Here is a 24,752-nt window from a genome sequence, read left to right on the forward strand (position 1 = left end):
CGCCCGGGTCCATGGCCGCCCGGAGCTACCAATGGTTGGCATTTTGGTTTCGTTTCGTTCCGCGAATAATGAATCCATGAAATATACGGTACCCCTGGGAAGAAGCCTTCCAGATGGCTGATGCCAGCTCCATCGGCGGATAGGCCACAGGCCATTAACCAAACGATTTCAATGTGCCTGCCGATCGCGGAAAGGACCAGTTGCTGACGCCCTTGGGGGCAAAAAACTTCAGACCCCTTAACAAATTCATTAAACTTTAAACGGTTGCAGAACACAACTGGAACAGATAGTGTTTGTTCTGGGTTTGTTTTTTCGATTCTGGTTCAACCTTTCGTTCAATGTCTTGGGGGACGCCATGCTGACACGCAAGCAACATGAACTGTTGATGTTCATCCACGAACGGCTCAAGGAAAGCGGGATACCGCCTTCCTTCGACGAGATGAAGGAAGCACTCGATCTTGCCTCCAAGTCGGGGATCCATCGCCTGATCACGGCGCTGGAGGAGCGCGGCTTCATTCGCCGGCTACCCAATCGGGCGCGCGCGCTGGAAGTGCTTCGGCTGCCGGACTCGATCGCGCCGGGCCTCAATGCGGCAAAGAAGTTCTCGCCAAGTGTCATCCAAGGCAGCCTTGGCCAAGGCAGTCTCGGACGCCAGATCAGGCCGGCCGCTGCGCCTTCGCGCCTGCCCGCGGCCGGCAACGACGACGATGCGGTTTCAGCCGTGTCCATCCCGGTCATGGGCCGTATCGCCGCCGGTGTGCCGATCGATGCAATCCAGCATCAGACGCATTCGATCTCGGTGCCGCCGGACATGATCATGGGCGGCGAGCATTATGCGCTGGAGGTCAAGGGCGACTCGATGATCGAGGCTGGTATCTTCGATGGGGACACGGTCATTATCCGCAATGCCGACACGGCAAGCCCGGGCGAAATTATCGTGGCACTGGTCGACGAGGAGGAAGCGACGCTGAAGCGGTTCCGCCGCAAAGGCGCTTCGATCGCGCTCGAGGCTGCCAATCCAGCCTACGAAACACGCATTTTCGGGCCGGACAGGGTCAAGGTACAAGGCAAGCTGGTCGGGTTGATCAGGCGCTACTGAGCCGGCTTTCCATCGGGCTTGTCGGGTTTTTTGTACGGCGGCAGCCCCCTCGCCTCGCGTGAGAATTTTCGCTGTTCGTGCCAGGGTCGGTATGGTCCGTCGACGGCGAATTCGATCCCGGCCCGGGTCGTGGCCGACTGGGGATTGAAGAAGACGGCAGCGCTTCCCTTGCGGGCGAGCTGCCGTTTGGTGACGACGAGAACCAGCGGATTGTGGCAGGTGTCATAGGCGGTCGCGTCGTTCACGATGATCAGGTCAGCGAAAGCGCAGGCTTTCCAGGTGGTCTTGCGGTCCTCGACATAAGCAATGATCGCGCCGGAAGGGTGCCTGGCAAGGCACAGGCCTTCGCGGCAGTAGAAGGGCGATCCCGGCGGCAGGTCGGCGGGACTGGCAACGTCGAATTGCCCGTCTGTCTTGTCGAACATTTCCGGTTTGACGATTGTTTCGGAGATCAGAGCGCGCTTCCAGTTGTCGGTTGCGAATTCGTTCGGACGTTCCCGGTTGACGGCCAGTTCGCCATTGCCGATCGGCAGCGCGACCAGCCGCGCATCTTCCGAGATCAGCACATCGGGCGCGCGCGTGTGCGACACAGTCAACAGGCCGGCGAGCGCGAATGGCAGCGCCGCGAGCCGCAGCCAGGTCGTCGCCATCGTCGCGATAACCAGCGCGACGGTGACCAGCAGCACGGATTGCTGCGAAATCAGCCCGACTCCGTCGACCGGAGAGCGCTCCGATATCCACGCCGACACGGCGATCATCGNAGACGTGTGCTCTTCCGATCTCGGATTGCTGCGAAATCAGCCCGACTCCGTCGACCGGAGAGCGCTCCGATATCCACGCCGACACGGCGATCATCGCCGTCAGGCCCTTGCCCATGAGGTAGAGAGCCGGCCAATCCAGTCCGAATGGCATCAGCAGCGCGCTAGCGACGGCCAGGAACATCACGACCGACACGATCGGCATCACGGCCAGATTGGCGAACAGGCTGAGGGGCGATACCCGCTGGAAATGCCAGATGGCAAACAGTGCCGTGGCGCTGCCGGCGATAATCGACGTCATGGCCAATCCACCTGTCGCCAGCAGGAATTTTCGCGTCAGGAGCCCGGGCAGGGATCGCTTTGGCGGCGGTGGCCTGGTCTTTCCCGCACGGTGATCGGCCCAGCCGGCATAAGCGCCAACCAGGGCCGCGGTCGCGGCGAACGACATCTGAAAGCTTGGGCCGACGACCTCGTGCGGCGAGACCAGGATGACGGCGATCGCCGAGATCGCCAGATTGCGCATGGTCAGCGCAGCGCGATCGAAGAAGACGGCAATCAGCATCACCGCCAACATGATGAAGCTGCGTTCGGCCGCAACGACGACACCGGAAATCATGAGATAGGCGGCGATCGAGAACAGTGCGGCGGCGGCGGCGTATTTCTTCACCGGCCGGCGCGCGGAAAAGTCTGGTAACAGTGCGAAGGCACCACGCAGCAGACCCATGATGGTGCCGGCCACAAGCGCCATATGCAGTCCCGAAATAGAGATGATGTGATAGATGCCGGTACGCCGCATCGCTTCATTGATTTCATCGGGTATGCCGGCGCGCACGCCGACGATCAGCGCCGCCGCGATCTCGCCTTCAGCGCCGCCGACGCTGCCCCTGATGTGGTCGGCGATGGCTTCGCGGGCATTTTCAATGCCTGAGAAAAGGCGAGCCGATAGCGGCATCTCACCGTCAGCGGGGGAAACAACCGTCGGATTGCCGAGGAAGAAGCCGCTGCCGCCGATGCCGGCGAAATAACTGTCGAAAGAGAAGTCGTAACTGTCCGGCCGGACCGGGCCGGTCGGCGGCAACAGTTTGGCGTAGCCTGTGATGAGCGAGCCGGCGGTCATTCCCGGCGGTATCTTGCGTGCGGAAAGCCGGACCCTTTCCGGCGCATAGCGCAGTTTCGGCCGCGCGGTCGAAATCACGTCCATGGTCAGCCGGATGCGGCCGCTCTCCATCTCTTCGAGCGAGACCACGCGGCCGGTCAATTGCGTGGAGATTTCCGAACCCAGCATACGGGTTCCGGCTCGCCATGTTTCGACCTTCGCCGCGAGTAAACCCAGCGCGCACAACAGCACTGCCATGAAACACAGATGGGTTTTCGACCACGAACGCGAGACGAAGGCACAGACCGCCATCAGCACCACGACCGCGACGGGTTTTGGAAAGTCGGGCTCGGACGCCAGCGAGAAATAGGCGATCGCCCCAACGGCCAGACAGACCGGCACCAGCAGGAACGCGATGCCCCGGTCGAGTTCGAGCTCCGCCGCCTTGGCCACGCCATGGCGCAGGCGAGGCAAGGATATCGGGCCGATTTGCCGGCGCACGCGCACGATCCTGCCCCCGGCAGGAGACGGAGCCGGCGCCGGCCCACCCGCCCGCAGCGGCCTGGTTTCGGGCGCAGCCACGAGCGGCGATGGCAGTGGGATCGTCGGAGGCGCCGCAAAAAGGGATCGCTCGCTGACGCCGACAGTGGCATCCTCGCTTCGATCCGAGCCCCGGCCTCTTCCAGTCATCGGGTCTGCCCCTTGCACCCTCGACGCCCTATGCTACATGAACGCGCAACGCGCGAAAGTCCGCACGTTCCGCACCCAGCTTCAGACGTTTTCCGAGAGTTCCATGCCCGACAAGGTCATCACCCGTTTTGCCCCCTCGCCGACCGGCTATCTGCACATCGGCGGCGCGCGCACGGCGCTCTTCAACTGGCTCTATGCAAAGCATACCGGCGGCACGATGCTGCTGCGCATCGAGGACACCGATCGCGAGCGTTCGACCGATGCGGCCACATTGGCCATTCTCGATGGCCTGACCTGGCTCGGCCTTTCGTGGGACGGTGACGCGGTCTCTCAATTCGAGCGTGCGCCGCGCCATCGCGAGGTAGCCGAGGAACTGGTGCGCCTGGGCAAGGCCTATTACAGCTACGAGACTTCAGCCGAGCTCGAGGCAATGCGCGAGGCTGCACGCGCCAAGGGCCTGCCGCCACGGTATAACGGCCATTGGCGTGACCGCGACCCGTCGGAGGCGCCGTCCGGCGTCAAGGGCGCCATCCGCATCAAGGCACCGACCGAGGGCGAGACGGTGGTGAAGGACCGGGTCCAGGGAGACGTGCGCTTCCCCAACAAGGATCTCGACGACTTCATCATCCTGCGTTCGGACGGCAACCCGACTTACATGCATGCCGTCGTCGTCGACGATCACGACATGGGCGTCACTCACATCATCCGTGGCGACGATCACCTGACCAACGCCGCCCGCCAGACCGTGATCTACAACGCCATGGGCTGGGACGTGCCGTCGATGTCACATATCCCGCTGATCCATGGCGCCGACGGCGCCAAGCTGTCGAAGCGCCACGGCGCGCTCGGCGTCGAAGCCTATCGCGCCATGGGCTATCTGCCGGAGGCGCTGCTCAATTACCTTGCGCGGCTCGGCTGGAGCCATGGCGACGACGAGATCATGTCGATCGAGGACATGGTCTCGTGGTTCGACATTGGCGACGTCAACAAGGGCGCGGCGCGCTTCGATTTCGCCAAGCTGGAAGCGATCAACGGGGCGCATATGCGCCGTATGGCCGACACCGAGCTGTTCGATATCTTCATCGCCACCTTGCCCTATCTGGAGGGAGGCCCGGCGATGGCGGCGCGCCTCGACGAGAAGAACAAGGCGCAGCTGCTGGCAGCACTTCCGGGCCTGAAGGAGCGCGCCAAGACGCTGGTCGAGCTTGTCGACGGCGCCGGCTTCCTGTTTGCCGCTCGGCCGCTGCCGATCGACGACAAGGCGGCACTGCTGCTCAATGACGACGCGCGCAAGATCCTGCGTGGCGCTCACGAAGCTTTGAAGTCGCTGTCACACGACTGGACGGCGGCCACGGCCGAGGCCGTGATCCGCGACTTTGCGTCGGCTGGCGGCCACAAGCTTGGCGCCGTGGCCCAGCCGTTGCGGGCTGCCTTGACCGGCAAGAGCACGTCACCGGGCGTATTCGACGTGCTTGCCGTTCTGGGGCGTGAGGAAAGCCTGGCGCGCATAGGGGATCAAATCGATTAGGAGCAAACTGGCCCAAGAAGATTGGCATTGTAAGGCGGGTTTCGCAGTGCAACATTAGGCCTTGGCCCAATCTGGCACGCACCTCCTAGAATGCGGTGGCGAATACGCGCATTGCGGTGATTTCAACGTGTCGCTCCGCGGAATTTGCCTTTTGCCGGCATGAGGAAACAAGAAGGAGTTTGCAATGACCGAAGCTGCGAAAAAACTGGATGTGGGCGGCCAAGAGGAGGCCACGGCAACGCTGGAATTCGCCGGCAAGACTCACGAATTCAAGGTGCGAAGCGGCTCGGTCGGGCCTGACGTCATCGACATCGCCTCGCTCTACAGNATCGATGGCGACGCCGGCATCCTGCTGCATCGGGGCTATCCGATCGACCAGTTGGCCGAACATGGCGACTTCCTCGAAGTCTGCTACCTCCTGCTCTACGGCGAATTGCCGACCAAGGCGCAGAAGGACGATTTCGACTACCGCGTGACGCGCCACACGATGGTGCACGAGCAGATGTCGCGCTTTTTCACCGGCTTCCGCCGCGACGCGCACCCGATGGCGGTGATGTGCGGCGTGGTCGGCGCGCTGTCGGCCTTCTATCACGACTCGACCGACATCTCCGACCCGTACCAGCGCATGGTTGCCTCCATGCGCCTGATCGCCAAAATGCCGACGATCGCGGCCATGGCCTACAAATACCACATCGGCCAGCCCTTTATTTACCCGAAGAACGATCTCGGTTTCGCGGCAAACTTCCTGCATATGTGCTTTGCCGTGCCGTGCGAGGAGTACAAGATCAACCCGGTGCTGGCGCGCGCCATGGAGCGCATCTTCATCCTGCATGCCGATCATGAGCAGAACGCTTCGACCTCGACCGTTCGCCTCGCCGGCTCCTCGGGCGCCAACCCGTTCGCCTGCATCGCCGCCGGCATTGCTTGCCTGTGGGGGCCGGCCCATGGCGGCGCCAACGAAGCGGCGCTCAACATGCTGGGCGAGATCGGCCATGTCGATCACATCCCGGAATTCATCGCCCGCGCCAAGGACAAGAACGATCCGTTCCGCCTGATGGGCTTTGGCCACCGCGTCTACAAGAACTACGATCCGCGGGCCAAGATCATGCAGAAGACGGCGCATGAGGTTCTGGGCGAACTCGGCATCAAGGACGATCCGCTGCTCGACATCGCGATGGAACTGGAAAAGATCGCGTTGACCGATCCTTATTTCATCGAGAAGAAACTCTACCCGAACGTCGACTTCTATTCCGGCATCACCCTGAAGGCGCTGGGCTTCCCCACCACCATGTTCACCGTGCTGTTCGCGGTCGCCCGCACGGTCGGCTGGATCGCCCAGTGGAAGGAAATGATCGAGGATCCACGCCAGAAGATCGGCCGTCCGCGCCAGCTCTATACCGGCGCGCCGGAGCGCGACTACGTGCCGATCGCCAAGCGCTGAGACAAGTGAGTAGTGGTTAGTGGTTCGTGAGGAGTGAGGTTGGAGAGTTTTCTAACTCACTACTCGCTACTCACTACTGCCTACGCACTCGCTTGATACACCCCATCACCACCTGCGCCGCGATCTCACCGGACGGTTTGTCCGTTGCCATGCGCCGTGAAATCTCGGCGAAACCGTCTTTCTGCCAGGCGCGCATGCCACTGTCGGCCAACAACGCTTCCAGCTGGCGTGCCAGATTGTTCGGTCTGACGTATTCGTCGTAGAACTCCGGGATCAACGCGCGATCCGAGATAAGGTTGGGCAGAAGCGCCGACCAGACGGAAACGAGATACCGCGCCACGGCGCGTGCGACAGGGTCGAGCCGGTAGCAAGAGATCATCGGCACGCCGGACAGCGCCAGTTCCAGGGAGACGGTGCCGGACGCGATCAACGCCGCGTCGGCCTTGCCGAAGGCCTGCCATTTGCGCTCCGGCTCAAGGATAATCTCGGGTTTTTCATCCCAGCGCGTGACCGCGGATCGTACGGTGTCCGCGACATGAGGCACCGTCGGCAACATCAGCCGAAGCCGATGCCCGCGTGCCCGCAGCATCGACACGGTCTCACCGAACGGCTCGAGCAGCCGCCGCACCTCGCCGCGCCGCGAGCCGGGCAGGACAAGCAGCGTCTTCACGCGGTCTGGTGAAAGATCACGCGGCTGGGCCTGCGCCCTGGCGGCCGACAGCACGCCTGGATCATGCGTCAGGCGATGGCCGACATAGGTGCCGGGCGGGCCACCCAGCCGATCGAGCTCCTTCACTTCGAACGGCAGGATGCACAGGATGTGATCGACATACGGTTTCATCGCCACCGCCCTGCCCGGCCGCCATGCCCAGACGCTCGGGCAGACATAGTGGACGATCGGGATCGCCGGGTTGGCGGCGCGCACCTTTTTGGCGACGCGCAGCGAAAAATCGGGGCTGTCGATGGTGACGAGGCAGTCCGGCTTGGCATCCGCAAGCAGCCCCGCCAGCTGACCGATCCGCCGCATCAGGCGCGGCAGGTCACGCAGGACGGCGCTGAACCCCATCAGCGCGACCTCGCTGGCGTCGAACGGGGAAACCAGCCCAAGCGCCTGCAGGTGGCGGCCACCGAGGCCGACGAGTTGCACCTCGCGCCCTGTTATTTGGCGCAGCGACTGGACTATGTCGGCGCCAAGCAGGTCACCTGACTCCTCACCCGCGACGATTCCGATCTTCAGCGCCCCGTCAGCCATATCAGGACTCCGTTGCGGCCAGGCCGACAATGAACAGCCCAAGGTCATTGGCGCGCGAGAGGGTTGCGGGACCTTCGAGGATAAGGGAGCGTCCCGCCTCGACGGCAATGCCGGCAAGCCCGGCCGCATGCGCTGCTTCTACCGTCTGGGGCCCCATCGAAGGAAGATCCGCGCGCAGCTCCTGGCCAGGCTTGGCGCATTTGACCAGCACGCCGCGCGTCTTGCCGGCGATACGACCGTGGCCACGCAGCAGCCTGGCGCGGTCCAGCAATCCGGCCGTGCCCTCGATGCCTTCAAGCGCGATGGTCCGGCCGCCGACCGCGATCGCCGCCTGGCCGATATCCAGCGCCCCGATGGCTTTTGCCGCGGCAAAACCTGCCTCGATGTCGCGCCAGTCCGACGTCCGAGGCGTGGCCCAGGTCAACACCCCTTCGGCGGCGACGAGGTTCGGCACGATCTCGTGGGCACCCATGACCTTTATCCCCCGGGCCTCGAGTCCGCGCGCCACCACCTTGAGCAGTCCATCGTCGCCCCGCGCCAACGCCATGACGACGACGGGTATCACAGCGAGCAGGCTGAGGCTTGGACGCATATGTGTCAGCCTTGGCCTGCGCTTTATCTCGCCGGCAAGCACCAGATGCGTAATCCGGCTACGCTTGAGCAGCGGAATGAGCGATCCTATCGCCTCCAAGGCAAGGGTCTCATGCTCGTAACGGCACAATTCCGCCAGGCGGTCGGCCTCACCTTCCATGAGCACGATGAAGGGCGGATGACCCTGTTCGGCCAAACCGGCAGCGACTTCGACCGGAAGGCTGCCGCCGCCGGCGATGATGCCGACCCTGGCACCAGGCGGAAGTTCAAGACCAGCCGCGGCTGCCTCAGCCTTCGTCATCGGCATCGTCGCCATCGCCGCCCTTGAGCGATGGCACCGCATAGTGTCGCTTGCCGCGACTGGTGATGAAGTCGATGATCTTCATCGCTGTCGGCGACGAGGCGAACTCGACCTTGGCGAACTCGATGTTCTCGCCGACGGTGCGGGAGCGGTCGAAGATCGTCTTGTAGGCCCTGCGTAGCAGATGGATTTCGGAACGCGGCAGACCGGCGCGCTTGAGGCCGATGATGTTCAAGCCGCGCAGGCTGGCGCGGTTACCGACCGCGATGGCATAGGGAATGACATCACCGACAAAAGCCGAGCACCCGCCAAGAAAGGCGTTGTCGCCCACGCGCACGAATTGATGGACGGCGCTGAGGCCGCCAATATAGACATTGTTACCGATCTCGCAGTGGCCGCCCAATGTCGCCCCATTGGCGAAGGTGGCGTTGTTGCCGACAGCGCAGTCATGGGCGATATGGGCGTAGGCGAGGAAATTGCCATTGTCGCCGACCGTGGTTTCGCCACGGCTGGTGTCGGTGCCGACATGCATGGTCACGCCTTCGCGGATGGTGCAGTTGGCGCCGATGACCAGCGTCGTGCGGCCGCCCTTGTGCTTGGTGTTTTGCGGCGGTGCGCCCAGTGTCGCCATCGGATAGACCTTGGTCGACGCTCCGATGGTGGTCGCGCCCATCACCGAGACATGGCTGACCAGTTCGACCCCGTCGCCAATCACGGCATCGGCGCTGACATGGCAGAACGGCCCAATGCGCACACCCTGGCCGATCTGGGCGCCTTCTTCCACGACGGAGGAAGGATGGATTGACGTCTTGATTTTCATAGGCACTCAATCGTCAGTCGCCGGTGACCATCATGGCTGAAATCTCGGCCTCGGCCGCCTTGGTACCTTCGACCAGGGCTTCACAGGCGAATTTGAGCAGGTTGCCGCGCTTCTTGATTTTCTTGACATGGATCTTCAACTGGTCGCCGGGGACGACCGGTTTGCGGAATTTGGCGTTGTCGATGGTCAGAAAATAGACCAGAGACGGCTTCGATGCCCCGAGGCTGCGGATGCAGATGGCTCCGGCCGTCTGGGCCATGGCCTCGACGATCAGCACGCCCGGCATCACCGGCTGCTCCGGGAAATGCCCCTGAAAATGCGGCTCGTTTATGGTTACGTTCTTGATGCCGATGGCGGAGTCGTCGCCGTCGATGTCCACGATGCGGTCGATCATCAGAAAGGGATAACGGTGCGGCAGGAGCTTCATCAGCCCCAATATGTCGACCGCTTCCAGCGTTGTCGCCGCCACCATGTCAGCCATTGTCCTTGCCCTGCTTGCGTGCCCTGGCCATCGTGCGCAACATGGCTATCTCTCGCATGGCTTCCGCCATAGGCTGCGCCGGATAGCCACCCCAGATCTCGCCGGCGGGAACATTGCTCATGAATCCACTTCTGGCTGCAAGCTTGGCACCTGTACCAATCGTCAGATGATCCGCAAGCCCGACGCCTCCGCCCATGGTGACATTGTCACCCACCACCACGGAACCGGAAATACCCGAAAGCCCGGCCACTATGCAATTGCGACCGATGCGGACGTTATGGGCGATCTGCACGAGATTGTCGATCTTGGTACCTTGCCCGATGATCGTATCGGACATGGCGCCACGATCGACGGTGGAATTGGAGCCGATCTCGACATCGTCCTGGATCACGACGCGTCCGATCTGTGGAACACGCTCCGGCCCCTTGGCGCCTCCGACAAAGCCAAAGCCGTCCTGGCCGATCCTGGCGCCACCATGGATGATGACCCGATTGCCGATCAGAGCGTACTGGATACTGGCGCCCGGGCCGACATAACCGTCACGGCCAATCTGGCAGGACTGTCCAATGACGGCGTTGGGCGCAATGACTGTGCCGCCGCCGATCGAGACACCTGGCCCGATGACCGCGCCGGCTTCGATGATAGCGCCAGCTTCGACATGCGCCGTCGGATCGACATGGGCATGCGGCGAAACGCCGGTCTCACCGGTCATTGGCCCCGGCGTGGCGGCTGTCGGGAACAGCAGGCGCCCAACCAGCGCGAAAGCCTGCTGCGGACGTGGATGAGTCAAGACAGCAACGGTGGAAGGCGCTTTGTTCGCGAATTCGGCCGGGCATAGGACCGCCGCCGCCCGCAGCGACGGCATCAGCGCGGAATTACGCCTGCCGTCGACGAAGACAAGCGCATTTGCGCCGCCTTCATTAGCCGGCGCCAGCGCTTCGATCAAAACGTCGGATTGGCCGGAATCGACTAGCACCGAGCCGGTCAGATTCGCGACTTCGGCCGCCGTATACCGGCGTGATGGCGCGAAGAACACCGGGTCGGTCATTCCAGAAGCTATATCCAGCTAGGTCGGAACATTTCCCCCGGGTCCAAAAACCCGGGAGCATCGTTGGCCGCCGATCAGAAGCGGGTCGATATGCCGAAGTTGAATTCCTGCACGTCGTCGCTCGCTTCCTTCCTGACCGGGATTGCATAGTCGATACGGATCGGACCAAACGGTGAAGCCCACATAAGGCCGAGACCAACCGAGGCGCGCAACTTCATGCCGGTGCTCGCGATGGTTATGTCTGGGGCGGGATCTGCCCCAAGATGTTGATTGATCTTGCTACCGTATAGTGTTGCAGCGTCGGCGAACACCGCACCGCGCAGGCCGAAGCTCTCGGGAATGACCGGCAACGGGAACTGCGCTTCGGCCGAGGCGTTGAAATAGGTCACACCTCCCAGATGGTCACCCGTAGTTGGGTCAACCGGACCAATGCCATTATACGCAAAGCCGCGGATCATGCGGTCGGTGCTCTGGAATTGATCGAAGATTCGCAGATTGCCGTCGCCGCCATAAGCCTCCACATGCCCTGCGCCGGCCGAGATCAGCCCGACAAGGTCAAGCTGCTCCGACAGCGTCTGGTAGATGCTGCCACGCCCGGTAATCTTCACGAACTTTGCATCACCACCAAGACCAGCCATCTCGACCGTCGTATTGGCATAGATGCCTTCATGTGGGTTCTTCATATCGTCAATGGTGTTGTAGACCAGCCCCAGGCTGATGGACGACTTGATCCATGGACTTTGCGCGATACCATCCAAGATAGCCGGTGAAATCGTGCAATTAGGTCCATCCGGATCTCCAACGCTGGTAGCACCGCAATCGTCGTCGACCTTATACTTCTCTTGCGAGATGTTGTACGCCAACTGGGTGGTGATGCTGTTGGTGATCGGCAGTCCGAAGCGGATCGTCGCGCCGGTCGTGTCGCTGTCGTAATTGTTTTTGTATTGCCGCGTCGACTTGAAAATGTCGAAGCCGGCGGCGATGCGCCGCCCGAGGAAATAGGGCTCGGTGAAGGACAGGCTGTAGTCGCGCGAGTTCTTGCCGCCGCCGGCCGACACTTTAATGAACTGGCCGCGGCCGAGGAAGTTGCGCTCTGTGATCGATCCTTCAACAGACGGTCCAGCCGAATCGCCACCAGTCGAATAGCCAGCGCCAACCGAGAATTCACCCGTCGACTTCTCGACCACGTCGACCACAAGCACGACTTGGTCAGGGGCCGAGCCGGGCACAGTCGAAATCTCGACTTTGTCAAAATAATTCAAGTTTTCCAGGCGCTTCTTCGCGCGCTGAATGAGCACTTGGTTGAACGCATCGCCTTCGCTGACATCGAATTCGCGGCGAATGACGTAGTCACGCGTGCGGTCGTTGCCGCGGATCTCGATGCGCTCGACATAGGCCTTGGTGCCCTGGTCGACGGTGTAGACCACCGAAATCGTATGGTTCTCGAAATTGCGGTCGCCGCGCGGTGTCACCTGGGCGAAAGCATAGCCGGAACCAGCCACCTTCTCCGTCAGCGCAATGATGGAGTCTTCGACGTTCTTGGCGTTGTAGACATCGCCCTTGCGGGTTTCGACCACCGATTCCAGCGACTTGGAGTCGACTTCCGGGATCGTGCTTTCGACGCTGATGTCGCCGAAATTATAGCGCTCGCCTTCCTGGACGGTGATGGTGACCGTGTATTTGTTGGTCGCATTGTCGAGCTCGCCGACGGCGGACACGACCTGGAAGTCGGCATAACCGTGATTGTAATAGAAGCGGCGCAGCAGCTCCTGGTCGGCGCGCAGCTTGTCTTCGTCGTAGACGTCGTCGCGCAGGATGAACGAGACCCAGGACGAGCGCTTGGTGTTGATCACATCAGACAGGCGGCGGCTGGAATAGGCGCTGTTGCCGACGAAATTGATTGCCGCGATCTGTGTGCGATCGCCTTCGGTAACGTGGAAGACCACGTTCACGCGGTTGTCGCCGAGCTCCATGATCTGTGTGGTCACGCCGGCATCGTCACGGCCGATGCGCCTGTAGGCGGCCTTGACCGCCTCGACATCCGAATCGAGCGTAGCCTGAGAGAACGTGCCGCGCGGCTTCAGCTGAACCGCTGCCTGAAGCGCGTTGTCCTTGAGCTTCTTGTTGCCCTGGAACAGCACCTGGTTGACGACCTTATATTCCGAAACCTTTACCACCAGGGTCGAGCCGACCTGGTTGATCTGGACATCCGAGAACAGGCCGGTGCCGAACAGCGCCTTGACCGCGCTATCGACATCGGAGCTGGAGAAGGCCTTGCCGGGCTTGATGGTGATGTAGTTGCGGATGGTATCGGCGTCGACACGCTGGTTGCCGCTCACCTCCACCCTGCTTACGACAGCGGCTTCGGCCGCCGATGTGGCAACGAACTGCACTGCGAGCGCGCCTGGTACGACCAGAGCGGCGGACAGTGCCGCCGCTGACGCGGCGTTTAGAAACTTGGATGCTGCCTTCATCGGGCTTAATAACCTTTTCTCGTAGTCCCCACGGCGAGAAAACCGGACGTGCGGTCATTTCCCTTACCGTATTAACCGGATTTTCCCTACACGCAAGGCTTCTGGTTAATTTGTATTTACTTAACCCTGTTGCGTGGCTTTCGCGTCACTCATATCCCCGTGCATGGTAAACGGCGTCTCAATATCCGCCATGCTCAGGCCAAATTCCTTCATGATTTCAGCATCCAAAGAGATCGTTCCAGAACACGAACCCCATGAAGCACAGCACCAGAAGCAGACCGGCCCGATAGGCCATTTCCATCATCCGTTCCGACACCGGCCGGCGGATGACGGCCTCCACCCCGTAGAACAACAGATGGCCGCCGTCGAGAGGGGGAATCGGCAAAAGGTTTAGAATGCCTATCCCCACGGACAGCAGCGCGACGAGCTGCACCAGCCATTCGAAACCGAGTTTGGCCGCCTTGCCGGCCATGTCGGCGATCTTGACCGGGCCACCCAACTGGCACTTGTCCTCGCGCCCGACGGCGAAGCGCTGCAGGAACTGTCCGGTGCGCTCGATGACGTGGCCCGTTTCCTCAACGGCCGCAGCGACGGCTCCGACCGGGGTGTAGGTTATGAGGCGGGGCTGGCCGAGTTCCTTGTTGTTAACGACGCCGATCACGGCGACCTTGACCTTGTTGCCGAGCGCGTCCTCCTGCTCCATCAGCCGCGGCGACGCGGTCACCGTGACCTCCTTGCCGCCGCGCAGCATGACGAAGGTGATGGTGTCGCCGGCGCGGCCCGAGACCAGCCGCTGCACGTCGCCGAAGGTTTCAACCTTGCTGCCGTCAACGCTGACGAATCGATCGCCAGGCAAGATGCCGGCCTTGGCCGCGGGACTGTCTGTTGTAACCTCCGCGACCATGGGCTCCGCGACGTAACGCCCATAGGCGGCAAACAGCACGGAAAAGACGACGATCGTCAGCAGGAAGTTGAACAGCGGCCCGGCCACCACCGTTGCCGCGCGCTTCCAGATCGCCTGGGTGTGGAAGGCAACCTTGCGTTCCTCGTCGGTCAGCGTTTCGAGTTCTTCCGATGTCGGCTGGCTGGAGGTGGCGTTCATGTCGCCGACAAACTTCACATAGCCGCCGAGCGGTATGGCGCAAAGCTTCCAGCGCGTACCATGCCTGTCGTTGAAGCCGATGAGCTCCGGACCGAAGCCGATGGAGAAGGCCCTGACCCCGATGCCGCACCAGCGGCCGACAAGATAGTGGCCCATCTCGTGAACGAACACCACGACGGTCAGAACGAAGAGAAACGGCACGAGCGTGCCGAGAAAGAGGCCTTCCGTGCTGAAAATCGCGTGAAGAATCTCGTTCAATTCAGGCCCTCAAGTTCTTCCGCGTCGCTGGGTGACTGTGACATCAATACAGGCGAATCCAAGGCGCCCGCGCCAGATCGTGGAATGACACCGTTCAAATGGGAAACAGCCCCTGTGCCGGATGCTCGGCGCCCGCCGCGATCCAGCCGATGACGTATAGGGCAAGAGCGGCCGCGACAAGCCCGTCGACACGGTCCATGATGCCGCCATGGCCAGGGATGAGCACGCCAGAATCCTTGCGGCCGTGTCGCCGCTTGACCCAGGATTCGAAGAGGTCGCCGGCTTGGGCGACAATCGACAGCACCAGCGCCACAACACCCGGCAACGCCAGGTTGCCGGCGCCGGCGAAGGCGGCAAGCAGAAGCCCCGCGACGACACCACCGACCGCCCCGCCGAGGGCGCCGCTGCGGGTCTTGCCGGGCGAGATCGAAGGCGCCAGTTTAGGCCCGCCGACGGCGCGCCCGACGAAATAGGCAAAAATGTCGGTTGCCCAGACGACCGCGAACAGGAACAGGATGGCGACGAGGCCCGAATGGTCGCCGTCCCGCAGCAGGGCAAGCGACAGACCGGACATGCAGGCATAGGCAAGGCCGCCGGCGTCCCACTGGCCGATTTTGCGAACTCCAGCGGTGATCGCGGCTGTCGCAACCAGAATCACGACGAGCGGCAGCAGCCACCGTGCGGGCAGGCCGGCAATCAAGGCGCCGACGAAGATGACCATCAGCGCTTCCGGCAGAAAACCAAGCCCGTCGGCCTCGGCGGGCCGCGACATACGTGTCCACTCGTAAAAGATCATTGCCGCCATGACGGCGCACAGCAGCCGGAACGGCAGGCCGCCGAGCCAGGTCAGGCCGAGGGCGACAATGGCCAGCACGACGGCCGAAATGACGCGCAGCTGAAGGTTGCTCATCCCGCCGCCGGTCGCGAAGCGACGTCCTGCGGGCCCAGTCCGCCGAAGCGGCGCTCGCGGCGGGCATATTCGCGCAATGCCTCGGCGAGATGCTCGCGATTGAAATCCGGCCAGTAGCACGGCAGGAAGACGAGCTCGCTGTAGGCGGCCTGCCACAACAGGAAGTTGGACAGGCGCAGTTCGCCGCTGGTGCGGATGACCAGCTCCGGATCGGGAATGCCTTGCGTGTCGAGAGAGCCGGCAAAGCTTTCAGCCGATATCGCCTCGCTGTCCATTTCGCCGCGCGCCACGGCCGCGGCAAGCTTGCGCGCCGTGCGGACGATCTCGTCGCGCCCGCCGTAATTGAAGGCGATCACCAGCGTCAGCGAGGTGTTGTGGATCGTCAGCGATTCGGCCTCGTCGAGCAGCCCCCTGATGTCCGCCTGCAGCCCTGTGCGGTCGCCGATGATCCTGATCCGTACGCCGCTCTGGTGCAGCTCGGCAAGATCGCGACGGATGAACAGCTTCAACAGACCCATAAGGTCGCTGACCTCGGACTTCGGCCGCGACCAGTTCTCCGATGAGAAAGCGTAGATGGTCAGGAACGATATACCGAGACCCGGGGCGGCGCGCACCGCCTTGCGCAGGGCCTCGACGCCGGCGCGATGACCGGCGAGCCTCGGCATACCGCGCGCCTTGGCCCAGCGTCCATTTCCATCCATGATGATCGCGACATGCGCGGGCGTTGTCATGATCTCGCTTTCGGGTCAGCCAAGGGCCAACCCTAAACCTGCATGATTTCAGCTTCCTTGTCGGAAAGCAGATGATCAATGGTGCTGATGGTTTCGTCGGTAAGTTTCTGGACCTGGTCGGAACGCTTGCGCTGATCGTCCTCGCTGATGTCGCCGTCCTTCTCCGCCTTTTTCAGGAAATCCATGCCGTCACGGCGCACATGGCGCGCGGCGACACGGGCGTTCTCTGCGTAGCCATGCGAGATCTTGACCAGTTCCTTGCGGCGCTGTTCGTTGAGCTCCGGCAGCGGAATCCTCAGATTGGTGCCATCGACGATCGGGTTGAAGCCCAGATTGGATTCCCGGATCGCGCGGTCGACCGCGCCGACCATCGATTTGTCCCAGACCGAGACCGAGATCATACGCGGCTCCGGCACCGAAACATTGGCCACCTGGTTGATCGGCATGGTGGTGCCATAGGCCTGCACCTGGATCGCATCGAGCAGATTGCTGGAGGCGCGACCGGTCCGCAGCGAAGCCAGGTCATGCTTGAACGCGGCGATGGCCCCGTCCATGCGCCGCTTCAGATCGTCGTACTCACCACTCATCTTAGTCTCCTCGACCCGTCTGCCGCGGGTTCACTGCTTCGGGGCAAGGCCCCGTGTTCGAGCCTGATTTTCGAAAGCCGGTTTCCCCTTCCAGGGATCGGCCCCGATCATTCGTCCGCGACGACCGTGCAGCGGCCGCCGCCCCTCAGAATATCGCCGAAACCACCCTTTTCGTGGATCGAATAGACGATTATCGGAATGTTGTTTTCGCGCGCAAGTGCAATCGCAGCGGTATCCATGATGGAAAGGCCGCGATTTATGACTTCGGCGTGGCTGATGCGCTCGAAACGCGCCGCATTCGGGTCCTTTTTCGGGTCGGCCGAATAGACGCCGTCGACCTGGGTACCCTTGAACAGCGCATCGGCGCCGATTTCGGCCGCGCGAAGTGCCGCCGCCGAATCAGTGGTGAAGAACGGATTGCCAGTGCCGCCGGCGAAGATCACCACCTTGCCCTGGTTCATGTAGGCGGTTGCCTGGCGCTGCGAAAAACTCTCGCAAAGCTCGGGCATGGCAATTGCGGACAGCACGACGGCATCGACACCGATCTTGTTCAGCGACGTGCGCAACGCCAGCGAATTGATGACCGTGGCAAGCATGCCCATGTGATCGCCGGTAACGCGGTCGCCTCCCTTGGAGGCGACGGCCACGCCGCGAAAGATATTGCCGCCGCCGATAACGACACCCACCTCGATGCCCAGCGCACGGGCTTCGGCAATGTCGCCGGCGATGCGGTCGACGACCGAGACGTCGATGCCGAAATGCTGTTCGCCCATCAACGCTTCGCCCGAAGCTTTCAGCAGAACACGTCGGTAGCGGGGCTTGACCGTCATCTGGTTCCTCGAAATTCCGGCGTGGCAAGCTCTGAAGGCGAAAACGCCCCCTGCTTCGCCCGGCGGTGCTGTCATGACGGGTTGACCGGATACACGAAGGGCGCGGCGATGTCACGCCGCGCCCTTGTGCAAAATTCCAGGCTTTCTGGATCAGTTGCTGCTGATGGCAACCGCCTCGCCTTCGACCACGACCTGCAATGCGTAGCCTGACGGCTTGTCGCCGGTCACGACACCGCCCGCGACACGGACCTGGATCTCGGGACCGAAATAAGAATGCGGGAACGGCGCCGGCGTGCCGCTCACCTTGTCCAGGCGCTGGCGAAGCGCGGGCGGTATGGAGAAATCGAGCGCCGCAAGATTATCCTGCAACTGCGAAAGCCGCGTTGCTCCGAGAATGACGGTGGCTACTCCTGGCTGAGTCGCCACCCAGTTCAGCGCGACCTGAGCCATGCCGCGGCCAAGTTCGGCGGCGACTTTTTCCAGCTCCGCCACGACAGCCCAGTTGTGCTCGCTGAATTTCTGGAAACCTGGATGGGTGGTGTTGCGGAAGCCGTCGAGCCGGCCGGCATTGCCTGCCTGCACCGGGCGGTATTTGCCACTTAGCAGTCCGCTTGCCAGCGGGCTCCAGACCATGATGCCGGCGCCATGGCGTGTCCCGAACGGCACGAATTCATGCTCGATGGCACGCTCCGCCAGGGAGTATTCAAGCTGCAACGCCGAGATCGGCTCATAGCCGCGCAGTTCCGCGATCGCCTGCGCCCGCCCGGCATACCAGGCCGGCACATCGGACAGGCCGATGTGACGTATCTTGCCTACCCGAACCAGATCGTCGAGCGTACGCAGCACTTCTTCGGCCGGCGTCAGCCGGTCCCAGATATGCATGAGATAGAGATCGATATAGTCGGTGCCCAGCCGCTTCAGCGATGCGTCGATGGCACGCATGATGTTCTTGCGGCCATTGCCGCCGGCGTTCGGATTGCCGGCGTTCGAGTTCATGGTAAATTTGGTGGCGATCACCGCCTTGTCGCGCAAGCCCCGCTCGGCCACGAATTCACCGAGCCAAGTCTCGGCCGTGCCGCCGGTGTAAAGGTCGGCGGTGTCGAAGAAATTGCCCCCGGCCTCGACATAGGCGTCGAACATCGCGCGCGCCGTATCCCGGTCCGCGCCCCAGCCCCATTCCGTCCCGAAAGTCATCGTGCCCAGTGCCAGCCGGCTGACGCGCAGGCCGCTGTTGCCGAGTGTGTAGTAGCTCATCGTCATTGTCTTTTCCGATCTTGGTCCGGTTGATGCGGGCCTCATTGGCCAGGCGTCGCCTTGACCCAGGGATTGCCGCGCTCATGCGTCATGCGGAAGGTGAAGCCATCGACCTTCCAGCCAGCCGCGGAGCGCGTGAGGTGATGCTCATACGTGCCCCAGACCTCCCAGAGCGGATCGCCATTGCCCTCCATCCGGTTCCAGGCATAGCCGTTCGACACAACGGTCGCCGTGTCCGCTTCAAGGACGACCAGGTGATTGGTGCGCAGATGCAGGCTGGTCTTGCTCCCTTTGAGATTGCCGGCCCAGGCGCCGATCAGATCGTCGGAGGCGATGTTGGCCGCGGGCTGCCCGGACAGGCTGCTGAAGTCAGCGGTTACCCGTTCCGCGAAATAGCTGCGCGCACGTTTCCAGTCCTGCGCGTCGACGGCGCGGTCGATGGCATCGACGATGCGGATGACGGCGTGGTCATCGGCAAGCGCCTGCCAGCCCACCGGTTCGGCCCCGCCAGCGTCGAGCGGCGCCAAGGCAAGGCCAGCGGCGAAGGTAACGTGTTTCAAGGCATTCATGTCTCTTCTCCTCGATGCCATCAGCCAATCGCCGATGTGTTGGAGACAATGTGGACCTCTGCCTGGGCGTCGATAAGATTGCATTGTCCGCAAAGACCATGCGATATGGTTCATGAATGGATCGGGATCTGCTCAGCCATCTGCCCGTCATCATCGCGGTCGCCCGGCGCGGCGGTTTTGCCCTTGCCGCGGCCGAACTGGGCATGAGCCCTTCGGCGGTCAGCCATGCAGTGCGCCTCGTCGAGGAGCGGATCGGCCAGCCGCTGTTTGCGCGCACGACGCGCAGCGTTTCGCTTACCGAGGCCGGCAAGGCGCTGGTGGAAACGGCGGCCCCTGCCCTCCAGGATATCGCCGAGCGGATGGATCGTATCCGCAGCGTCAAGGGAAAGCCGTCCGGGCTGCTCAGGATCAACGCCTCCAACATCGCAATCCCGTTGGCGGTGACGCCGGTCGTGGCGGCAATGGCCGAGCGCTATCCCGACATCACGGTCGAGATTTTTGCCGATCAAGGTTTGGTCGACATCGTCGGCGAAGGTTTCGACGCGGGCATCCGGCTCGGCGAGATGATCGCTCAGGACATGGTGGCCATCCGACTGACGCAGCCCTTCAAAGCCGTTATCGTCGCCTCGCCCGCCTATATCGGGCGACATGGCCGTCCGCGCAGCGTGGCCGATCTCGCGAACCACAATTGTATCGGATACCGTCTCGTTCGCTCCGGTGCCCTTTACCGCTGGGATTTGACCTGGGATGGCAAGGACGTGGTCATGGAAACCAGCGGTACGGCCGTCGTGACGGACTCGCTTGCGGCAATCGATCTGGCTCTCGCCGGAGTGGGCCTTGCCTATATGTTCGAGCCGCTGGCGCGCGCGGATCTCGCTGCCGGCCGCCTGGTGCAGGTTCTGCCGCAATCGGCGATCGAGGAACCCGGCCTTTTCCTCTACTTTCCGCGTCGCGCGGCGATGGCGCCCAAACTCAGGGCCTTTATCGACACCGCGAACGAAATCGGCCGGGCATCCTCGCGGATGTCCGGCCGAAAAAACACAGGGGAAATGGGTCGGTAAGAAGTTACTTCTTGACCGCAGCGGCGACTTCCGCGGCGAAATTCGTCTCTTCCTTCTCGATGCCCTCGCCAAGGGCGAAGCGCAGATAGGCTGTGATCTTGGCCGGCGCGCCGATTTCCTTCTCGGCATCCTTAAGCGCCTGCTCGACGGTGATGTCGGGATTGAGCACGAAGGCCTGCTTCAGGAGTACGACTTCCTCGTAGAACTTGCGCAGGCGACCTTCGACCATCTTTTCGATGATGGCTTCCGGCTTGCCGGACTGGCGCGCCTGGTCGGAGAAGATAGCCTTCTCGCGCTCGACCGCGGCCGGATCGATCTGCTCGGCGGTCAGCGCCATCGGGTTGGTGGCGGCGACATGCATGGCGACTTGGCGGCCAAAGGCATTGGCGGCATGCTCGTTGCCCGTGGTCTCGATCGCGACCAGCACACCGAGCTTGCCGAGCCCATCGGCAACAGCGTTGTGCACATAGGTCGCAACCGCGCCATGCGGAACGGTGAGCTTGGCCGAGCGGCGGAAGCCCATGTTCTCGCCGATGGTGCCGACCGCGTCCTTGATGGTGTCGGTAACCGACTTGTCGGAGCCCGGATATTTGGCGGCGGCGACCGTTTCGGTCGTGCCATAGGCAAGCGCCACCTTGGCGACGTTGGCGACGATTTCCTGGAAGGCGGCATTGCGGGCGACGAAGTCGGTCTCGGAATTCACCTCGACGACGGCAGCTTCACGCACACCGTTGTCGACGCCGATCAGACCTTCGGCAGCAGTGCGGCCGGCCTTCTTGTCGGCCTTGGAGATACCCTTCTTGCGCAGCCAGTCGACGGCCTCTTCCAAGTTGCCGTTCGTTTCGTTCAACGCCGCCTTGCAGTCCATCATGCCCGCGCCGGTCAAGTCGCGGAGTTCTTTGACCTGTGCAGCCGAAATGCTCATTGTCGCCTCTTTGTTTAAATGCACCGACGCACCATCGGTATTCGATGGTGCGTCTGTTTAGCGTGCCAAAATATGAGAAAGATGAAGGCCGCAACCGGCCCTCGATTATCAAGCCTCGGGGGCTTCCGACGCCGGAGCCGGATCGAGCGCCGGTTCGACCGGAGCTTCGACCGAAGCGCCGATATCCATGCCGAGCGCGCCCTGCTGACGGGCGATGCCGTCGATGGCGGCCTTGGCGATCAGATCGCAATAAAGCTGGATGGCGCGGGCCGCGTCGTCATTGCCGGGGATCGGGAAATCGATCTTGTCCGGATCGCAGTTCGAATCGATAATGGCGACGACCGGGATGCCCAGGCGCTTGGCCTCAAGGATGGCAATCGCCTCCTTGTTGGTGTCGATCACGAACATCAGGTCGGGTGTCGAGCCCATGTCCTTGATACCGCCGAGCGCCTTGTCGAGCTTCTCGCGCTCGCGATCGAGGTTCAGGCGTTCCTTCTTGGTCAACCCTTGCGCTTCGCCGGCCAGCATCTCGTCGAGCTTGCGCAGGCGCTGGATCGAGTTCGAGATCGTCTTCCAGTTGGTCAGCATGCCGCCGAGCCAACGCGAGTTGACGTAATATTGGGCCGAACGCTGTGCCGCATCGGCAACGATGTCCGACGCCTGGCGCTTGGTGCCGACGAACAGCACGCGGCCGCCCTTGGCAACGGTGTCGGAAACCTGCTTCAGCGCCTGGTGCAGCAAAGGCACCGTCTGCGAGAGGTCGATGATGTGGATGTTGTTGCGGGCGCCGTAGATGTAGGACGCCATCTTCGGGTTCCAGCGGTGAGTCTGGTGGCCGAAGTGAATGCCAGCTTCCAAAAGCTGGCGCATGCTGAAATCAGGCAGTGCCATTCTAAGTTCCTTTCCGGTTAGCCTCCACGGACACAGGCATTTTTGGACCGAGGTCCTCGAACGCCACCGGAGGTCTCAGCCGGATTTCTCCCGGGCAGACACCAAAGTCCGTGTGTGGAATGAGCGCGCATATAGAGGGGAAGTCCGACAAACGCAAGCGGGGCGGCGCTTTAACGCCTAGCGTGCGGCAATCAGCGCTCCGGTGCCGATCATGGTGCTGCCGGCGAACCTGTTCATCAGCCGCATGCGCCTGGGTGTCCTGAACCAGCCCGAAGCCCGGCCCGCGAGCGCGGCATAGACCCCCATTGTCACGATATTGACGCTGATGACGGTCGCCACAACCAGCAGGCCATCGAAAAAGGTCATCGTGTCGAGGTCGAGAATCAGCGGCATGATCGAGGCATGGAACAGGATCGCCTTCGGGTTTCCGAGCGCTATGGACGCGCCGAGCAGGAAGGATCGTGACAATTTCGCCTGCCCCGTCCGCGGCTCATTCGATTGCGCGGCCGAGGCCCGCCACATCCTGACGCCGAGAAAGATCAGATAGGCGGCGCCGGCATATTTAAACAGGAGGAAGATCCATTCGAAGGTCTGAGCCAGGGCCACTAGCCCCAGCAGCGCCAGAGTGACGAGCACGGCATCGCCGGCGGCGACCCCAAGGCCGGCCATGAAGGCCCTCGGGAACCCACGCGACACGCCGTTGGTGATGACCGCGAACATTGCCGGCCCTGGCGTGGCGGCGGCGAGCGTCACGGCGGCGCAATATGCCAGGAATGCCGTCAGTGTCATCGCTTCGCCTTTCCGTTGGGCACCCGCACGCGCCGGAAGATGGCGACGATCTGCTCGCGGCTGCACTCGATGGCGCCGAGCCGCACCGCACGGTCGCGCTCGAAGCCGGTTATGTCATAGTGCGGAGCGGATGTCTTGGGCGGGCCCTGGTAGGACGAGCGCTTGATGCCGAGTTCGGCCGCAAAGCGATGCAACTCGTCGGTGTCGTCGGCCAGGAGATGGCACCAGAGATGGCCGGCCCATTTCCAGATCGCCGCATCGACATAGACCGCCATCAAGTGATTGCCATCAGGCCTGCCACGGCTAGCTCAATTGCCCGCCTCTGCTATTTCGATACTGGGCAAGGCTTTGTCTGGTCGAACAGCGACAGGTTGACCAGCTTGCCGGTCATCGAGAAGTCGCCATAATCCATGACGAGATCACGGGTGATGCCGTTCTCGTGCAGCTTGAAGCTGATCCGGTATTCCGGCACTTCCTCGCCGTTCTGGGCGCTGTCGTCGAAATAGGCGATGTCGACCGGCCAATATTTGTCGGTGGCAAGCTTCGCCAATGCCGGCGCTTCCGGATCCGCCTTGTCGGCCTCGCTCTTCTTACCGACGACAACCGTGGTCGTCATCACCTTGTTGGCGTCCTCGGACCCGTCGAACAGGTTCGTCTGATAGAAGTTTTCGCCTTTTTCGGCCTTTCCGATCAGTTCGACCAGGTGCTGGGTCGGAAACTGGGTGGAAGCGAGTTCGAGGCTGTTCTTCTCCGGCTTATCGATGTCGACTTTGAGGCCCTTCGCGTCTTTCGTGGCCATACCCTTGACTTCCTTGTCGAGGTTCTGGTCGACAAAGGATTTGGTCACGAACGAAAAGGTCTTGCCTTCGGCATCCTCGAAAGTCGTCGTCTGCTGGTCGGTCAGCTTCGTGTTGTCATTGGTGGCGATTTGGGTGACGAAACGGAATTTCACCGTATAGCCTTCGCAGGCCGAGCCGTTGAACTCATAGACCATGCGGCCGGTGATGCCGGTGATGCCGGACCGATCATCCGCCTTCTTGAGCGTGAGATCATAGACGGCGCGATGCGCCTGCAGCGCCGGTGCGGCGACAGCGGAGAATGTTGGCAAAAGCGCCGACAACAGAACGGCGTGGAATGCAAGGCGCGTCGCGCGCATGAGGTACTCCGATCGTCGCGGCTGATGGCAGGCCGCAGGGAAGGATGGTCCAGCTTAAAAAAAGTCGTGGCGGAAGCGAGGCAAAAATAGCAATTTCGGCCCGGCCAGCG

The 24,752-nt window shown here is 62.3% G+C and carries 22 protein-coding genes and 1 pseudogene; 4 read left to right on the plus strand and 19 right to left on the minus strand.

What is annotated here, in order from left to right; translation table 11 throughout:
- Nucleotides 1-355: 355 nt before the first annotated feature.
- A complete protein-coding gene (gene lexA, locus X739_RS146010; RefSeq protein ID WP_015317797.1) occupies nt 356-1,099 on the plus strand; it encodes a transcriptional repressor LexA in 744 nt (247 codons plus the stop codon).
- On the opposite strand, the pseudogene X739_RS01000000166345 reads toward lexA, so the two are convergent.
- Nucleotides 1,093-3,643 (minus strand): annotated as a pseudogene (locus tag X739_RS01000000166345) (ComEC/Rec2 family competence protein). The gene lexA and the pseudogene X739_RS01000000166345 overlap by 7 nt on opposite strands.
- A gap of 103 nt (nt 3,644-3,746) precedes the next feature.
- Here X739_RS01000000166345 and gltX point away from each other — a divergent pair.
- Together gltX and gltA are read left to right on the plus strand one after the other, a co-directional pair.
- A complete protein-coding gene (gltX, locus tag X739_RS146005) occupies nt 3,747-5,171 on the plus strand; it encodes a glutamate--tRNA ligase (protein WP_023795199.1) in 1,425 nt (474 codons plus the stop codon).
- Nucleotides 5,172-5,355: 184 nt separating this feature from the next.
- Nucleotides 5,356-6,612 carry a citrate synthase gene (gene gltA / locus X739_RS146000; RefSeq protein WP_031252145.1) on the plus strand — a complete coding sequence of 419 codons (1,257 nt, stop codon included), beginning with the start codon at nt 5,356-5,358 and terminating at the stop codon, nt 6,610-6,612.
- Between the two features lie 73 nt (nt 6,613-6,685).
- On the opposite strand, the gene lpxB is transcribed toward gltA, so the two are convergent.
- The 13 genes from lpxB to X739_RS145940 all read right to left on the minus strand — a co-directional run bounded on the left by lpxB (nt 6,686) and on the right by X739_RS145940 (nt 19,820).
- A complete protein-coding gene (gene lpxB, locus X739_RS145995; RefSeq protein ID WP_023795201.1) occupies nt 6,686-7,864 on the minus strand; it encodes a lipid-A-disaccharide synthase in 1,179 nt (392 codons plus the stop codon).
- Nucleotide 7,865: 1 nt separating this feature from the next.
- The gene (locus tag X739_RS0134815; RefSeq protein ID WP_245273905.1) at nt 7,866-8,756 is read right to left on the minus strand and encodes an LpxI family protein; all 891 of its coding nucleotides are present in this window, start codon (nt 8,754-8,756) and stop codon (nt 7,866-7,868) included.
- Nucleotides 8,743-9,576 (minus strand): acyl-ACP--UDP-N-acetylglucosamine O-acyltransferase, encoded by an 834-nt coding sequence (gene lpxA / locus X739_RS145990; RefSeq protein ID WP_023795202.1) that lies wholly within the window; start codon nt 9,574-9,576, stop codon nt 8,743-8,745. Before lpxA ends, X739_RS0134815 begins: the two co-directional genes overlap by 14 nt.
- Before the next feature lie 13 nt (nt 9,577-9,589).
- Complete coding sequence (gene fabZ, locus X739_RS145985) at nt 9,590-10,057, minus strand: 3-hydroxyacyl-ACP dehydratase FabZ (protein WP_015317790.1); 468 nt, start codon at nt 10,055-10,057, stop codon at nt 9,590-9,592.
- Entirely contained in the window at nt 10,050-11,105 is a 1,056-nt protein-coding gene (lpxD, locus tag X739_RS145980) for a UDP-3-O-(3-hydroxymyristoyl)glucosamine N-acyltransferase (protein ID WP_023773810.1), read from the minus strand. The genes fabZ and lpxD overlap by 8 nt, the downstream gene beginning before the upstream one ends.
- A 74-nt stretch (nt 11,106-11,179) precedes the next feature.
- Entirely contained in the window at nt 11,180-13,579 is a 2,400-nt protein-coding gene (gene bamA / locus X739_RS145975) for an outer membrane protein assembly factor BamA (protein ID WP_023773811.1), read from the minus strand.
- Between the two features lie 217 nt (nt 13,580-13,796).
- A complete protein-coding gene (gene rseP, locus X739_RS145970) occupies nt 13,797-14,939 on the minus strand; it encodes an RIP metalloprotease RseP (RefSeq protein ID WP_023784034.1) in 1,143 nt (380 codons plus the stop codon).
- A 94-nt stretch (nt 14,940-15,033) separates the two neighbouring features.
- The gene (locus tag X739_RS145965; RefSeq protein WP_023795203.1) at nt 15,034-15,849 is read right to left on the minus strand and encodes a phosphatidate cytidylyltransferase; all 816 of its coding nucleotides are present in this window, start codon (nt 15,847-15,849) and stop codon (nt 15,034-15,036) included.
- Entirely contained in the window at nt 15,846-16,580 is a 735-nt protein-coding gene (locus X739_RS145960) for an isoprenyl transferase (protein ID WP_023795204.1), read from the minus strand. The genes X739_RS145965 and X739_RS145960 overlap by 4 nt, the downstream gene beginning before the upstream one ends.
- A gap of 32 nt (nt 16,581-16,612) precedes the next feature.
- Nucleotides 16,613-17,167 carry a ribosome recycling factor gene (frr, locus tag X739_RS145955; protein ID WP_015317784.1) on the minus strand — a complete coding sequence of 185 codons (555 nt, stop codon included), beginning with the start codon at nt 17,165-17,167 and terminating at the stop codon, nt 16,613-16,615.
- Between the two features lie 107 nt (nt 17,168-17,274).
- Nucleotides 17,275-17,997, minus strand: a complete 723-nt coding sequence (gene pyrH, locus X739_RS145950; RefSeq protein WP_023784032.1) for a UMP kinase — start codon at nt 17,995-17,997, stop codon at nt 17,275-17,277.
- Between the two features lie 150 nt (nt 17,998-18,147).
- Complete coding sequence (locus tag X739_RS145945) at nt 18,148-19,257, minus strand: aldo/keto reductase (RefSeq protein ID WP_023773817.1); 1,110 nt, start codon at nt 19,255-19,257, stop codon at nt 18,148-18,150.
- A 35-nt stretch (nt 19,258-19,292) separates the two neighbouring features.
- Entirely contained in the window at nt 19,293-19,820 is a 528-nt protein-coding gene (locus tag X739_RS145940) for a nuclear transport factor 2 family protein (RefSeq protein ID WP_023773818.1), read from the minus strand.
- A gap of 116 nt (nt 19,821-19,936) precedes the next feature.
- On the opposite strand from X739_RS145940, the gene X739_RS145935 reads away from it, so the two are divergent.
- Nucleotides 19,937-20,881: a LysR family transcriptional regulator gene (locus X739_RS145935; protein WP_023773819.1), complete on the plus strand. Its 945-nt coding sequence runs from the start codon at nt 19,937-19,939 to the stop codon at nt 20,879-20,881.
- A gap of 4 nt (nt 20,882-20,885) precedes the next feature.
- Here the strand turns inward: X739_RS145935 and tsf are convergent, their stop codons facing one another.
- From tsf to X739_RS145910, 5 genes are all read right to left on the minus strand, one after another.
- Nucleotides 20,886-21,806: a translation elongation factor Ts gene (tsf, locus tag X739_RS145930; protein ID WP_023773820.1), complete on the minus strand. Its 921-nt coding sequence runs from the start codon at nt 21,804-21,806 to the stop codon at nt 20,886-20,888.
- Between the two features lie 108 nt (nt 21,807-21,914).
- Nucleotides 21,915-22,697 (minus strand): 30S ribosomal protein S2, encoded by a 783-nt coding sequence (rpsB, locus tag X739_RS145925; RefSeq protein ID WP_015317778.1) that lies wholly within the window; start codon nt 22,695-22,697, stop codon nt 21,915-21,917.
- Between the two features lie 177 nt (nt 22,698-22,874).
- Nucleotides 22,875-23,486 (minus strand): LysE family translocator, encoded by a 612-nt coding sequence (locus tag X739_RS145920; RefSeq protein WP_023773821.1) that lies wholly within the window; start codon nt 23,484-23,486, stop codon nt 22,875-22,877.
- Nucleotides 23,483-23,761 (minus strand): DUF4031 domain-containing protein, encoded by a 279-nt coding sequence (locus X739_RS145915; protein ID WP_023773822.1) that lies wholly within the window; start codon nt 23,759-23,761, stop codon nt 23,483-23,485. Before X739_RS145915 ends, X739_RS145920 begins: the two co-directional genes overlap by 4 nt.
- Nucleotides 23,762-23,811: 50 nt before the next feature.
- The gene (locus X739_RS145910) at nt 23,812-24,642 is read right to left on the minus strand and encodes a cell envelope integrity EipB family protein (RefSeq protein ID WP_023773823.1); all 831 of its coding nucleotides are present in this window, start codon (nt 24,640-24,642) and stop codon (nt 23,812-23,814) included.
- Between the last annotated feature and the right edge of the window lie 110 nt (nt 24,643-24,752).

The sequence above is a fragment of the Mesorhizobium sp. LNHC209A00 genome (assembly GCF_000502915.1).
In the GTDB taxonomy this organism is placed as follows: domain Bacteria; phylum Pseudomonadota; class Alphaproteobacteria; order Rhizobiales; family Rhizobiaceae; genus Mesorhizobium.